The sequence below is a fragment of the Trichocoleus sp. DQ-A3 genome (genome assembly GCF_039961975.1).
Taxonomy (GTDB): domain Bacteria; phylum Cyanobacteriota; class Cyanobacteriia; order Cyanobacteriales; family FACHB-T130; genus FACHB-T130.
In genome coordinates this window covers 109,891-124,753 of record NZ_JAMPKC010000007.1, presented here as the reverse complement: position 1 = coordinate 124,753, position 14,863 = coordinate 109,891, and the positions used below count along the sequence as shown (strand labels likewise).

Genomic DNA, 14,863 nt, shown 5'->3' with positions numbered 1-14,863 from the left:
AGCATGGTTGTTTGAAAAACACTCCTAAAAAAGGACAACTGTGCTGGTTTTGTCGCGCATTGCCACCGGTTCTCAACACCGAGCAGAATTGATGCTGATGGCTCACACAAGAGACGAGTCGTGGCGGTGGAGAATCCGGCGGCTCGTTAAGTTCCTAAGTTAAGTCTCTAAGCTGGTAGAGCGAAACAGAAAGCTTCGCGATCGCAGATTGCTCTGTTAAATATTTCTACACCGCGATCGCAGAACTTTAGTCTTTTAATCTCCAAGGCAAATCCCCAAACCTCTGGCAGTCTTGACCAAAGTATCGTGGGGATCGACGGCTCTGTATTGTCCAATCGCTTCAGCAATTGGCACGCTGACAATCTCGCGGTTTTGCCAGGTAACAACGCGATCGTACTTTTCCTCAGCGATCAGATCGACCGCCGCCACCCCAAAGGCAGTTGCCAGTAACCGATCCAGGGGCGAAGGCAGTCCCCCTCGCTGAACGTGACCTAAAACAGTCACGCGGGTTTCTGCACCACTAGCAATCGAAATTTCCTCTGCCAAATACTGCCCGATTCCGCCTAATCGACATTCCCCGAATCGATCCATACTCTTAACTGGATTGCCTTCAGCCGTGCAAACCGCCTCTGAGACAATGACGATCGAGAAATTCTTTCCCATCGCTTGACGATTCCGAATTTTGCGACAGACATTTTCAATGGTGTAAGGAATTTCCGGGATCAAGATCACATTAGCTCCACCGGCGATCCCCGCATTCAGGGCAATATGACCGGCATCGCGCCCCATCACTTCCAGGATCATGACTCGATTGTGGCTAGCCGCAGTAAAGTGCAATCGGTCGAGGGCTTCGGTGGCGATGTTGACGGCGGTATCAAATCCGATAGAACGCTCAGTGCTACCAACATCGTTATCAATGGTTTTGGGAATCCCGACTAAGTTGATCCCGCCTTGTTGCGCGAGTTTTCGGAGAATCGCTAAACTGCCGTCCCCGCCAACTCCAATTAAAGCTGACAAGCCTAGTTGATGGTAGCCCGCAATAATGTCTTCTGAGCGATCGCGCAAACTTCCATCCGCCATTGGAAACGCAAAGGGATTTCCTTTGTTCGTCGTTCCCAGCACTGTACCGCCCATCGTGAGCAAGTGGTCTACCTTATCAAACTCCAGCTTGATTGCTTCTGGCGGACTGCTCATTAAGCCCAGCGTAGACCGGCAAATCCCCCACACTTCCCAGCCGTACTTACCATTTGCACAGCGGACAACTGCCCGAATCACAGCATTTAGCCCCGCACAGTCACCCCCACTGGTCAGGATTCCGATCCGTTTGTATTCTCCCATCTTGTTTTTTTGGATTGCGAGCGGTAATTATCTAATTTCAGCCTTGTTGCCTTTTAGACAATAAAGCGCGTCTAAAGATTTTATTTCTTTAGTTGATATAAAGTTAAACACCATCCTGAGAAATGGCTCCCTAAGATAGAAGGTAGAGCGACCAGGTCTTGATATGTTGGGGCAGTAGCTCAATGAGAGCTGCCCTGTTAACAAAGCATTTATTGAAAGGGAGGACGAAAACTATGTCCAACGTGGAACAGCCTTTCGTCGTTCAGGAACAAGCCCTAGATCGCGACTGCACAACGCTATCTCGTCACGTTTTGCAGCAACTCCACAGCTTTTCGGCAGATGCCCAGGACTTGAGCGCGATTATGAATCGCATTGCCCTCGCGGCAAAGTTGATTGCGCGACGACTCAGCAGGGCAGGATTACTCGAAGGCGTGCTGGGATTTACGGGTGATGTGAATGTGCAAGGGGAATCCGTCAAAAAGATGGATGTCTATGCCAATGACGTATTTATCTCGGTATTTAAGCAAAGCGGTTTAGTCTGCCGTTTGGCATCCGAGGAAATGGAGAAGCCTTACTATATTCCCGAAAATTGCCCCATCGGGCGCTATACCCTGCTCTATGACCCGATTGATGGCTCCTCGAATGTAGATATCAATATCAACGTGGGTTCCATCTTCGCAATTCGCCAACAAGAAGGAACGGATGAAAATCAAACCGGCGGTGATTTATTGCAAAACGGGCGCAAACAAATCGCCGCAGGTTATGTGCTATACGGGCCTAGCACGATGCTGGTTTATTCGATTGGTACTGGGGTTCATGCTTTCACCCTCGATCCCAGCTTAGGCGAGTTTATCCTTTCGAGTGAAAACATTCAGATTCCCAATCACGGCTCTATTTATAGTGTCAATGAGGGAAATTTCTGGCAGTGGGAAGAACCCTTGCGAGACTATATCCGCTATGTTCATCGACAGGAAGGCTATACGGCTCGATACGGCGGGGCGCTGGTGGGCGATATTCACCGGATTCTCTTCCAAGGAGGTGTTTTCCTTTACCCCGGTACTGTGAAAAAACCAGAAGGAAAATTGCGGTTGCTGTATGAATCGGCTCCCTTAGCCTTTTTAATAGAGCAAGCCGGGGGTCGAGCAAGTACGGGTACGCAAGAGATTTTGGACGTAGTGCCAAATGCCCTTCATGCGCGATCGCCATTGCTGATCGGTAGCAAAGAAGATGTCACCTTGGTGGAATCTTTTATTCAGAAACGGGCATGGGATGAGGATAAAAACGCGATCGCGCGATCGCGCGTGCCTCAATAAGGTTTTGCTTTCTTGAAAAATTCCCGCATTGACCTTTCAAGCTGCTCAACGGGAACATTCTCGATCTAGCGTTACAAAGACAATTGTTAGGAGCCAAAAAATGACAGATATGCCAAACAATCATCTATTAGAGATCAAACAATACGGTCAGAGTATCTGGATGGATAACTTGACCCGTGATTTGATTCAAAGCGGCGAACTCAAAGATATGGTTGAGAATAAAGGGATCTGCGGGATCACCTCTAATCCAGCCATCTTTGAAAAAGCGATCGCTGGAAATGCCATCTACGACGCCGATATTGAAGCCGGGATCAAAGCTGGATTGCCCGTTGAAAAGATTTACGAATCCTTGGTGTTTGAGGATATCCGCAATGCCTGCGACATCCTCCGCCCTGTCTATGACTCCTCTGAAGGTCTGGATGGGTACGTCAGTATTGAAGTACCGCCAAACATCGCCCACGACACCCAAGGCACGATTGAGGAAGCTCGGCGTTATTACCAAGAAATCGGTAAAGATAACGTCATGATCAAGATTCCCGGCACTACGGCAGGTTTGCCAGCCGTCGAGCAAGTCATCTCAGAGGGGATCAACGTCAACGTGACGCTGCTATTCTCCGTTGAGAGCTATGTTGAGACCGCTTGGGCTTACATTCGCGGCTTAGAAAAGCGGGCAGCGGAAGGCAAAGACATCAGCAGAATCTCCTCGGTAGCGAGTTTCTTCCTTAGCCGCATCGATATTAATATTGATGCTCGTATTGATGCCATGCTGAAAGCAGGCGTGGATAGAATCGAGAAAAAGGCAGAACTGACGGCAATTAAGGGCAAAATCGCGATCGCTAACGCCAAAATTGCCTACCAGAAGTACAAAGAGATCGTTAAGAGCGATCGCTGGAAAGCCCTATCAGCAAAAGGTGCAAATGTCCAGCGGTTGTTGTGGGCAAGTACCAGCACCAAAGACCCCAGCTACAGCGATGTCATGTATGTGGATGAGCTGGTTGGCCCAGACACAGTAAACACCTTGCCACCGAATACCATCGAAGCCTGCGCCGACCACTGCGACGTTGCTTCTCGCATTGAAACTGGGGTGGAAGAAGCCTATCAGCTGATTGAAAGTCTCAAAGACCCCGACATCGACATCAATCTAGACGAAGTGATGGACGAATTGCTAGTCGAAGGAATTGAGAAATTTGTGAAGCCCTTTGAATCTCTAACCGCATCCTTGGAAGAGAAAATCAAACATCTGCAACCCGTGTAAGAAAGTTTTGAGTTTTGAGTGCTGAGTTTTAAGTTAAGAAAGGGGTCTGATAATTCAAAGTTATCAATTCAGCTAGGAATTTAAAACTCAAAGCTCAAAACTCAAAATTCAAAATTCAAGATTCAAAATTCAAAACTATCCTTCTATGGTCACACTGCTAGAAAATCCTTTACGTGTTGGGTTGCGGCAGGAACGGATACCAGAGCCGCAGATATTGGTAATCTTCGGGGCATCCGGAGACTTGACGCAACGGAAGCTCGTGCCAGCTCTCTATCAGATGAAGCTGCAACGACGCCTGCCAGCGGAAATGACCATTGTCGGCGTGGCGCGTCGGGAGTGGAGCCACGACTACTTCCGGGAGCAGATGCGCGAGGGGATCGAAGAATTTAGCGATGGGATTGGCTCAGAAGAACTCTGGCACGACTTCGCCCAAGGTCTATACTACTGCCCTGGTGATATTGACAAGCCCGAAAGTTACCAGAGACTGAAAGCCTTCTTAGCAGAATTGGATGGTCAGCGCGGAACGCGAGGAAACCGCGTATTTTACCTCTCCGTTTCTCCAAATTTCTTCCCAGAAGCGCTTCGCCAATTGGGTACGGCGGGTATGCTCGATGACCCACTGAAAACCCGTCTGGTGATTGAAAAACCTTTTGGACGGGATCTCAACTCCGCCCAAGCCCTAAACCGCGTAGTGCAGCAGGTTTGCCAAGAAAAACAGGTTTACCGCATCGACCACTATCTGGGTAAAGAAACGGTTCAGAATCTCCTGGTTTTCCGTTTCGCTAACGCAATTTTTGAGCCGATTTGGAACCGACAGTTTGTCGATCACGTTCAAATTACGGTGGCAGAAACCGTAGGCGTCGAAGACCGTGCCGGATACTACGAAAGCTCCGGAGCCTTGCGGGATATGATGCAGAACCACCTGATGCAGACTTTCTGTCTCACGGCAATGGAACCGCCCAATTCCCTAGATGCCGATAGTATCCGCACCGAAAAAATGAAGGTTCTGCAAGCAACTCACCTGGCAGACGTGCATAACCTGGAATTATCAGCGGTTAGGGGTCAATACTCTGCTGGATGGATGAAGGGTAAGCCGGTGCCTGGATATCGAGAAGAACCGGGGGTCAACCCCAACTCCACGACGCCAACTTATGTAGCGATGAAGCTGCTAATTGATAACTGGCGCTGGCAAGGAGTTCCTTTCTATATGCGAACCGGCAAGCGTCTACCCAAGAAGGTCAGCGAGATTTCCATCCACTTCCGCGAAGTTCCTTTCTTAATCTTTCAATCTGCCGCCCAGCAAGCAAGTCCGAATGTGCTGACGATGCGGATTCAGCCGAATGAAGGAATTTCTCTGCGTTTTGAAGCCAAAATGCCGGGAACAGAACTGCGGACGCGCTCGGTAGATATGGACTTTAGCTATGGTTCCTCGTTTGGGATGGCAACGTCCGATGCTTATGACCGGCTGTTAATCGACTGTATGTTAGGCGACCAAACTTTGTTCACGAGAGCTGATGAAGTGGAAGAAGCGTGGCGTGTCGTAACACCGGCATTAAACGCTTGGGAAGCAAGCACTGACCCAGCATCGGTTCCCCAGTATGAAGCGGGAACCTGGGAGCCAGAGGAAGCAGAATTCTTGATTAATCAAGATGGACGCCGCTGGCGCAGATTGTAGTTGGTTTATGGGTAATCGGTAATGGGTAATCAGAGTTGTAAGTATTGAGTTTGAAGTTAGAAGAAACTCTTCCATTCAAAACTCAGACGCAATAAATCGCGTCTCTACAACTTAAAACTTTTTACCAATTACCTTTTTACCAATTACCAATTACCTTTTTACCAATTACCTTTTCTTCAATCACTGAATATGGCAACACAATCTCTTCCGATTGTTTCAATACAACCGCCCAAAGATGTCTCAATGACAGAAATTGAGGCGGAACTGCATCAAATTTGGCAAAGCTACAATAGCGACAATGATAATGGCGAGTCTCCGATGGCTACGCGGGCAACCACATTTACTTTTGTGGTTTACGAACCGGAGGAAACTCAGCAGCTGTTGGCAGCTTTAGGATTTTACAAAGGCCCGATCGATGGAATTGATGGCCCGCTGACAGAGGCGGCGATCAAGACGGCTCAGAAAGCTTATGGACTGCCAGTAACGGGCAAGACGGATGCCGGAATCCTCGACCGACTGCGAGTAGAGCAAGCAAAGAAGCGCTCCGATGGGAATACAAAAGAGGCAGATGCCAGTAATGGTCAGCAGTCTTCCTCAGATAGCTTTAGAATTGCGGATGCGATCGCTGCCGCTAACCCCTGTCGCATCATTGCCCTGTGTCCCGTCTCTGGGGAAGATGAAGGCGTGACTGCCCAAGTCTCAGCCTATTGCCCGATTCAAAAGCAAAGTCATAATACGCTGATCTGCTGCGAATACATTACTCTGCAAGGCACCGCCGAAGCTTTGGAACGTATCGGTGGGATTGTGAGTGGGTTGCTAATCGGCGGTCTGCCTAAGTTTCTCTGGTGGAAGGGTACGCCCGATCCCAATGATGCTCTGTTTAAGCGGCTGGCAGCAGTCTGCAATTCTGTGATCGTTGACTCCTGTGTTTTCAACGAACCACAGGATGATTTACTGCGGGTACAAACCCTTCTGGAACAAGGCATTCCGGTTGCCGACCTCAATTGGCGTCGGCTGGCTCCGTGGCAAGAATTAACCGCTGAAGCTTTCGATCCACCAGAGCGCCGCGAGGCTCTTAAGGAAGTGGATAAGGTGACGATTAATTATGAAAAGGGCAATCCTGACCAAGCATTGATGTTTATTGGTTGGCTGGCGAGCCGGTTGCAGTGGCACCCCGTTTCATATACCAAAGAAGGCGGTGATTATGACATCAAGCGGATTGAATTTGTTGCTCCCGATCAGCGGACAATAGAAGCGGAGTTGGCAGGGATTCCTACTGCTGACTGGGGCGATATACCGGGTGACTTGATTGCGCTACGTCTGAGTTCGACGAACCTGGATGCAGACTGTTGTACGGTTTTGTGTTCCGAAACGACGGGTTGTATGCGGATGGAGGCAGGTGGTGGTGCCCAAGCTTGCCGGATTCAACAGGTAACGCCGATGTCTGACCAAAAAGCTGAGTTCTTGTTAAGTCAGCAGTTACGGCGTTGGAGCCGGGATATGCTTTACGTAGAAAGTATGGCGATCACGGCGGCAATTCTCAAATTAGCGAGCGCGAATGGTTAATCGCGAATTGTTCATTGTTCATAGCAACTGTTCATCGCAACATAGATGAACGATGAACAACAAGCAATGAGTAAATATGGCATTAGCGATCGCCGGAGAACGCAGCGGGGTGGGCAAAACGACAGTTACGCTCGCCCTGCTGTCGTCTTTATGTCGTCGGAGTTACCAGATTCAATCTTTTAAAGTAGGGCCAGATTACATCGACCCGATGTTTCACACGTACGTGACTGGTCGTGCTTGCCGGAATTTAGACCCGGTACTGACCTCTGAAACTTACGTGCAGCAGTCTTTTCTTGCTCATCGTTACGGAAGCGACTATGCCCTCGTGGAAGGGGTCATGGGGCTATTTGACGGAGTCAAGAGAATTCAGAATGAAAAGTTAAATCTTGAGCAAGAAACGGAAAATTTTGCACTCAGCACTGACTTTGGAAGTACGGCTCATATTGCGCGGCTTTTGGATTTACCCGTGCTGTTGGTGTTAGATTGCAGCCGGTTATCTGGTTCGGTGGCAGCGATCGCTCATGGCTATCGTTCTTTTGACTCTAGAATCAAGATTGCTGGAGTGGTGTTAAATCGGGTGGGAAGCGATCGCCACCTGCAACTTCTCAAAGATGCTCTAGAACCCTTGCAGTTGCCCGTTCTAGGCATTTTGCGGCGGCAAGAGAATATCAGCATTCCCGACCGACATCTGGGCTTGGTGCCCACCGCAGAGCTGTCTCAGATGGACGCTTTAATCGATCGGCTTGCGGATTTGGGAGACAGTTGCTTTGAGTGGGAACACCTCTTGCCACTTCTCAAGGTAGAACAAAGGCAACAAATAGAATTAATTCATCCTTCATCCCAGCCTTCAGGGGATATCCTCGATCCCTTAAAAATTGCGGTTGCCCGCGATCGCGCTTTTAGCTTCTATTACCAAGACAATCTAGATATACTTGCATCCCTGGGAGCAGAATTGGTGTTTTGGAGTCCGCTGACGGACAAAAGCTTACCAGAAGGCATCCAAGGATTATATTTTGGGGGTGGTTTCCCGGAAGTTTTTGCCCAAAACTTGGCTGAAAATACCGCGACTCGTGATGCAGTGCGGAAGGCTATTTTGGCGGGAATGCCCACTTATGCCGAGTGTGGCGGTTTAATGTATTTGTCTGAAAAAATTGTAGATTTTGAGGGAAATTCTTACCCAATGGTAGGAGTTTTACCCACCACAGCCGCCATGAGTTCGCGCCTGAGTTTAGGGTATCGGCAAGCGATCGCGCTGCAAGAAAGTCCCCTCCTCCCGGCTGGGGGAACCGTTTGGGGGCATGAGTTTCACCGTTCTCACCTAACTGAGGAACCGGAAGCGCCACTTTTTCAAATTCGGGGGTACGATCCCAAGAGTCCTGTTACCAGTGAGGGATGGGCAGTGCATCACGTTCATGCTTCTTACGTCCATCTTCATTTTGGCGGCTGTCCGGAGATTCCGGCTCGATTTCTAAAGCATTGTCTTCGTTTTTCCCTAGCGGGGAAGGAGCCAAGCGAGACGTAAAAAAGATGGGTGGACGGATGCGAACCGACAGGTTGGCGCTAGACTAAAGCCTCGCTTCGCTGTTTTCATGCCCAAAGGGCTGTACGCGATCGCGACTTGTGTCTGCAATGCTTGAGCGTGTAGTAGCCTGCGAACTGACAAGTCAGCGTTTCGCTATCGCAACTGTCACTCTTGTTTGTTTCTTCTGCGTTCAGCTGATGTAAGCTTTAGCTAACTTACGCTAGCCCCTTTCGGCGGACGATTGCTATGTCTTCTGAACAGTTTCAAGCAGCACACGACAGCATTTACATCACAGGTAGGCTACTCTTACAGTCCCTTCAAGAAATTCGAGCAACACGCGAAGGGGAGGAAGACGATACCAAGGCGTTACAACGCATCGAAAATGACATTACTCAAGCGTTATATGCTTTAAAAGAGCAGAAGTATCAAGTTGCAGTTATTGCTCCTCTGAATGCAGGCAAAAACACTTTCTTGAATGCCTTAATAGGCGCAGATATTTTACCAAGTGAAGCTGAAGCGATTACCGTCTGCCGTACCGATATCCGACATATTGACTCTGGACAAGTGCATAGATTGCTAGAGTATCGAGAAGGACATCGGCAACCTGTTGCGATCGCTTCTGGTGATGCAGTCGAAATTGCCCAAAAATTCCTGGAGCATATTCAAGTTATTCGGAATCAAAAGAATCCTGATAAAACTATCCGCTTTGAAATAGAACATCCAATTGAAGCAATTAGTACACTTTCCTCTCTAGCTAGCTTTACTCTAAGCGATCTGCCTGTTGAAAACGAGCAAATATTTGTAGAATTCACCCCGAAAAAAAACCAGGAGCAGATAATATTAGAAACCTTAAAAAATATTGATGCGATCTTGTTTATTTTAAACGAAAAGGATTTTGAGAATGATTCTGCATCCGTTTTTTTAAAAAAAGTAATAGATAATTATCGCCAAATCTTAGCAGTAGACCAAGGGAAGATTTTCTTTATTATTAACGAGGTTGAGCCGACAAAGACATCTATAGACGTTTCTGAAGTTATTGAAATCTGGAAACAAAAGTTAATTGGCTTAGGTGTTTCAAGTCCGATTATCTATTCGGCAAATTCTAGAAAAGGACTTTTAGCAAAACTGATTCAAAACAGCACAGCAACTAGCAGTCATACAAAAGAGTTCGTCCAAGTATTTTTAGGGAACTATATAGAAGAAACTGAGGAAGGTGAATTTAGAGTTCCCCAGCCTATAGAAATTGCGCCAAAAGTTCTAAGAGATAGCGGAATTCCTGTTATTCAAGAAATCGTGCTTCAAACAATTATTGAAAATTCAGGTTGGAATCTTCTGAATGGAGTTTTGGCAGAACTCAATAAAGCTGCAAAAGCAATAGAAGATTCTCTGAATACCCGTCTTGTAAGCGGGGAAGTAGAAACTGAAAATATTCAAGAAAAGGCAGCTTCCCAAAGTACAGAGACGTTAACTAATGAGCCAATTCAAGCATTAGGGAATGAGCTAAAACATTTGGCAACCGAACCCCAAAAACCGGAAGTAAATCCCCCTCGAATTGTGACAAGTTTAAAGGAGCGGAAAGCTCAACTGAATGAATATATGGATGAATTAACTTCAATTCGGAAATCGTTGGATAGTTGGAAGCCAGTACAGAGAATGAACTAAGCTGTTAAAGAATTTGGCTAATAAATGCGATCGCGTCTTTTCCTTGCTTTTTCTTCTTGCTTAGCGGTTCATCCCCCCAAATTTCCCGCCTTACTTAAATCTGCTTCCTGAGTTTCCGCCTTATAAACATTGATCTTGTTGTTCAGTTCGCGGATGCGACGGGATAGCAAACGAATGATGTTCACCGCGATTCCTGGCGTCTCGTCAATCGCATCATACAGTTGCAACTGCGTCAGCATCAGACACTCGCAAGATTCCAAAGTCGTAATCGAAGCCGAACGCGGCTCAGCATCAAACAACGACATCTCCCCAAAGGTGGCTCCCTGCTCTAAGTGCGCCAAATCTCGACCGCCAAAATGAACCCGTACCCTACCAGAAACGACAATATAGAGCGATCGCCCCTCTTGTCCTTCGGTAAAAATCGTATGATGCGCTGGAAAGGATAGCTCATCCATCACAGAAGCCAGCCGCACCAGAAAATCATCCCGCAGTTCCTGAAAAATCGGGACGCCTCTGACAAATAATAGGCGCTCAACGCTGGTTAACATCGGAATCTAGACTCTAGACTTTGGACTTTTAGACTTTAGACTTTTAGACCTTGGACTTTAGACTTTAGACTTGAGAACAGCCCATCGTCATTAGGGTAATCATCCAGAGTCCAGAGTCTCTAGTCCCTCTATTGTCCCAGTTCTGCCATCATCTGCTGAACTTGGGCGGCGACAAGGCGATCGCGGTCATTTTTCAGGACGGGCAACATTTCCTGCAAAGCGCGGGGTGCAGCGGCTCTCAAATAAGCCAAAACTGCTTCCCGCACAAAGCCGGTGGGATGGCGCAGACACACCAGCGTCTGTTCCGGCGTCAGACTCCATTTCGCCTGACGTGCTGCATGAAAACAACACGCTAAAGGCCAGTCTGACAGAAAATGACGTAAATCCAGCAACCGACGCAGGCGATCGCTCTGAATCATCGGTTGATAAGGAAACATCTCTGCCAAGTTTTGCAGTTTTTCTTTCTCTGGTCGCCGATCGAGAATTCCCACAAGCGATCGCTTCTTAGCGATATCTAGAGTATTATCCAAAATTTCCAACCCCAGCGCGATATTCGACGGCGAATCAGATTGGAGATTAAACGCTGCTGCTTGAATCGAGCTAGCCGGATAAAGAAACTTCATCAGCAAAAAACACCGCTCAATCACATCCGACTGCTCTTCCAGAAGTGCCCGTTGTAGCAATGAGAGCGCTGACTGGTTTGCTTCTCGTGTTGAGGCGAAAAAAGATTCAATTGGTTCATCCGCTGACAAATCTACTAAAGCAGCATACAAGTGTCCGACAAACAGCATTTCCTGCTCAATTAACATTTCAACACCGCTGCGACCTAAGCGGTCGAGAACCCCCTCGATTCCGGTTTCGTGGGGCATTTTGAGCAGAATCCGCAGGATGTTGCGTCGCGTAGTCCCCCAGCCGGTTTTTAGATGAGCCACCAACTGATTGAGGGCTTCCGGCGTGCCAATTTGACCCATCGCACTCCAAGCCTGTAGCCTTACCAAATCTGGTTTGTGGATATCTTGTGCTAACTCGACCAGCATCGGAATCGCTTCATCTCCTAAACGCACAATCGCACCTAGAGCGGCTTCGCGGGTAGATTTGTAGTAAAGCCCTCGCACCAGAGCCGGATAGTATTCGTGTAAACGGGTTGAGGAAATTACCTCTAGCAAGGCGCAGCGCACGCGCAAAGACTCATCTTGTAACAAACTAGGAATATAAAGTCGCAGTGCCTGCAAATAATCTGCCTCTCCCAGCGCTCGACAACCCATGACTCGTTCCCGTTCCCGTTGATGAGTCAGCATCCGGCGCAAGGTATTGGTCGCTTCGGCTTTCTCCGTCGGGGTGCCCCGGCGCAATATTAAGGCGGCGGCGGTTCCCCGTACCACCGGGTCTACGTTTGGGCGGAGGTAGGGCTGTAACTGGCTAATATCAGGGGTTTCCTGAGTTAGCCAGATATAGCGTAGAGCGACAGCAAGAACTTCTGGATTGAGTTTTTGAGCAATCAGCCCCTGAACTTGGTCTAAATAAGTGGGATTCGGCGTCAGCAGCATTGCTTCTAGGCTCTGGCGCTGCAAGGCTGGAGTGAGGTGAGTGAGCAGCGGAGCAAGGATTTCACCCACATCCTCCAAGTCGATTTGGCACAGGAGTTCGATGCAAGAGCGTTTATCTGCTTCCGTACCTGGTTTCTCCAGTGTTTCGACGACAGCACGCTTGAGGACTCGCAAATCGACATCTGAAACGCTCAGCCGTTCTCCTTGAGCGCTCTGAACCAGCAAGCCGACATAGCTCGATCGGAGCAGGAAAACAATTAACAGCCAGAGGAGGGCAAAAATAATAATAACGGCGACAAACACCCAACTTTGGAGCGATCGCAGCGAGTTCTCCGACAGGTTGTGAAAGGTAAAGGCTAACAAGCTGATGATGCCTAAAATCCCCGCTCCAGTAAATCCTGTTGAGAGGGATTCGGCGATGCCCCGCACCTGAGCCATGATTGAGCTGCGAATGTTATCGGGGAGCGGTTGGAATAGAACCGGCCCAAGGGCAGCCATGAGGGTATAGCGCAGCAGTTCGTCTATAAATTTGAGGAAGATCAGACCTAGAAAAAAGCCTGTAACCCCGGTGAGAGCAACCAAGCTAAGAATAATAATTGCCACAGGCAACAACATAGCGGCAACAAATACTCCCAGCCGTTCGATGGCTCGACTGGAGATAAACCACTGGGTTGCTAGTTCGCATAAACCCACGATGCCGCTAAACAAACCGAGGAAACTGGCAATTTCCTTGCTGTCAAAGTTCAGCTCTAATTGACTCAGATACTGAAAATCAATTAACAAAAACAGAATCTGCCCGACGATGAAGAAGCCAAATAAGGGGATGACGTAGCGCTGTAAGGGGCCTCTCAGACGCCTGGATGTGAAGTCGCTTTCTTGATTTAAGTTGGCTCTGACGGGAGAATCCGGAAAGGCTTGCTTGTACTGCTGGGTGAGATAAAAAAGGCTACAAGCTCCCAACCCCATCATCACGACAGCAACTAGGGAAACGTTATTCAGTCCAACGGTGGCGAGGATTAGGGGGAGGGAAAAACCACTGACAACATCTGCAACGAGGATGCCACTACTAATGAGGGGGTAGGTGCGCTTAATTTCCCGGATATTGAAGAGTTGATTAGCAGTAATGGAAGTGTTGAGGTCATTGAGGACGTTAATCGCTTCCACCCACAGCCGCATCAGAAAGACTGTGACGCCAGCCAAATAGACAATATCTAATCCCAGGCGGAATAGGACAAGGGGGATGACTGCAAGGGAGGCTACTAGGACAACTACCCAGCGCAAAGGCAAAATCTTTTGCATCCAAGAGTAGACAAAGCCCAGGCTCGAACCGATACCCGCTGAGAGGATATAGAACAGGGGCAATTGCTCTGCGCCATACTCTTTCAGAAAAAGGGCTACAGTACTAGCTTCTGCCCAGATGATGCCGATGGAAGTTGTGGTATAGAAAGCGAACATGAATAGTGTTCGCTCTCCTTCTTCTGGACGAAGATTGACCCACTGGAGTAATCCCCGACCCCAATCGGACCAAGACCAAGCGCGATTGTTCAGTTTCATTGGTATTTTGTCCGTTGTCAGTAGTCAGTGGTCAGTGTTTCTTTTTTGCCACTGACCACTGTTCGGGCGACGCCTGGTCTTCCCCACACCACTGACCACTGACTACTGACCGCCGACTACTGAGCTATTTTTTCGGAGACAGCAGCATCATCATGTTGCGACCTTCTTTTTTGGGAGCTTGCTGCACTTCCGCTAGTTCCTGTAAATCCGTCGCCATCCGCTTGAGCAAGTCCTCGGCTAAATCGCTGTGTTGAATTTCGCGACCTCGGAACGTAATCGTGGCTTTAACCTTATCTCCCGCTTTCAGAAAGCGCTCGGCTTGATTAACTCGCACCTGATAGTCATGCTCTTCAATCTTGTAGCGCATCTTCACTTCCTTGACATCAGCGGTATGCTGATTTTTCCGAGCTTCCCGCGCTTTTTTCTCTTGTTCAAATTTATATTTGCCATAGTTCATAATCCGGCAAACGGGGGGTTCTGCCTTATCGCTGAGCAGGACAAGATCCAGCTCTTTTTCTTCAGCGATGCGGATAGCCTCGTTTGGCGTCATAATTCCCAGCTGCGTGCCATCGGTGTCAATGACGCGAATTTGGGGAAAACGAATACGTTCGTTAATTTGGGGTAGATCGCGAGTGCGTCTTTTCTCAATCACAGGCATTAGGGTTATGTTTGCTCGGTTAGTTGATAAGGTTAATTTTGATAGCAGTGGGTTGTTGAATGTTTGAGCGATCGCACTAGGGCTACAGGCTGCTTCCTGGCGTTCTCAATTTCATTCCCAAAGAAACCAAGTTTTTCTTTCCTTGTATCTGCCATTCTACTGAGTATGGGAGAGTTTCTGTCTATAGTTGTTCACGTAACTTCCAAAAAGCGATCGCTCCCATCT

At 48.3% G+C, this 14,863-nt stretch carries 10 protein-coding genes; 6 read left to right on the top strand and 4 right to left on the bottom strand.

What is annotated here, in order from left to right:
• Positions 1 to 255 precede the first annotated feature (255 nt).
• A complete protein-coding gene (locus NDI44_RS13795; protein WP_190410353.1) occupies positions 256 to 1,338 on the bottom strand; it encodes an ATP-dependent 6-phosphofructokinase in 1,083 nt (360 codons plus the stop codon).
• 233 nt (positions 1,339 to 1,571) lie between these two features.
• Here NDI44_RS13795 and fbp point away from each other — a divergent pair, with 233 nt between their 5' ends.
• The 6 genes from fbp to NDI44_RS13765 all read left to right on the top strand — a co-directional run bounded on the left by fbp (position 1,572) and on the right by NDI44_RS13765 (position 10,331).
• On the top strand, positions 1,572 to 2,651 hold the full coding sequence (fbp, locus tag NDI44_RS13790; RefSeq protein ID WP_190410352.1) for a class 1 fructose-bisphosphatase: 1,080 nt from the start codon (positions 1,572 to 1,574) through the stop codon (positions 2,649 to 2,651).
• A gap of 109 nt (positions 2,652 to 2,760) precedes the next feature.
• Complete coding sequence (gene tal / locus NDI44_RS13785; RefSeq protein ID WP_190410432.1) at positions 2,761 to 3,906, top strand: transaldolase; 1,146 nt, start codon at positions 2,761 to 2,763, stop codon at positions 3,904 to 3,906.
• Positions 3,907 to 4,051: 145 nt separating this feature from the next.
• The gene (zwf, locus tag NDI44_RS13780) at positions 4,052 to 5,581 is read left to right on the top strand and encodes a glucose-6-phosphate dehydrogenase (protein ID WP_190410351.1); all 1,530 of its coding nucleotides are present in this window, start codon (positions 4,052 to 4,054) and stop codon (positions 5,579 to 5,581) included.
• Between the two features lie 189 nt (positions 5,582 to 5,770).
• Positions 5,771 to 7,147 (top strand): glucose-6-phosphate dehydrogenase assembly protein OpcA, encoded by a 1,377-nt coding sequence (gene opcA, locus NDI44_RS13775; protein ID WP_190410350.1) that lies wholly within the window; start codon positions 5,771 to 5,773, stop codon positions 7,145 to 7,147.
• 76 nt (positions 7,148 to 7,223) lie between these two features.
• Entirely contained in the window at positions 7,224 to 8,669 is a 1,446-nt protein-coding gene (locus NDI44_RS13770; RefSeq protein ID WP_190410349.1) for a cobyrinate a,c-diamide synthase, read from the top strand.
• Between the two features lie 246 nt (positions 8,670 to 8,915).
• Positions 8,916 to 10,331: a dynamin family protein gene (locus NDI44_RS13765; protein ID WP_190410348.1), complete on the top strand. Its 1,416-nt coding sequence runs from the start codon at positions 8,916 to 8,918 to the stop codon at positions 10,329 to 10,331.
• Positions 10,332 to 10,399: 68 nt separating this feature from the next.
• Here the strand turns inward: NDI44_RS13765 and NDI44_RS13760 are convergent, their stop codons facing one another.
• The 3 genes from NDI44_RS13760 to infC form a co-directional block, all read right to left on the bottom strand.
• Entirely contained in the window at positions 10,400 to 10,879 is a 480-nt protein-coding gene (locus NDI44_RS13760) for a Crp/Fnr family transcriptional regulator (RefSeq protein WP_190410347.1), read from the bottom strand.
• A gap of 128 nt (positions 10,880 to 11,007) precedes the next feature.
• Positions 11,008 to 13,980, bottom strand: coding sequence for a HEAT repeat domain-containing protein (locus NDI44_RS13755; protein ID WP_190410346.1), 2,973 nt, complete (start codon positions 13,978 to 13,980; stop codon positions 11,008 to 11,010).
• A gap of 124 nt (positions 13,981 to 14,104) precedes the next feature.
• Entirely contained in the window at positions 14,105 to 14,638 is a 534-nt protein-coding gene (gene infC, locus NDI44_RS13750) for a translation initiation factor IF-3 (RefSeq protein ID WP_190410345.1), read from the bottom strand.
• Positions 14,639 to 14,863: the final 225 nt, after the last annotated feature.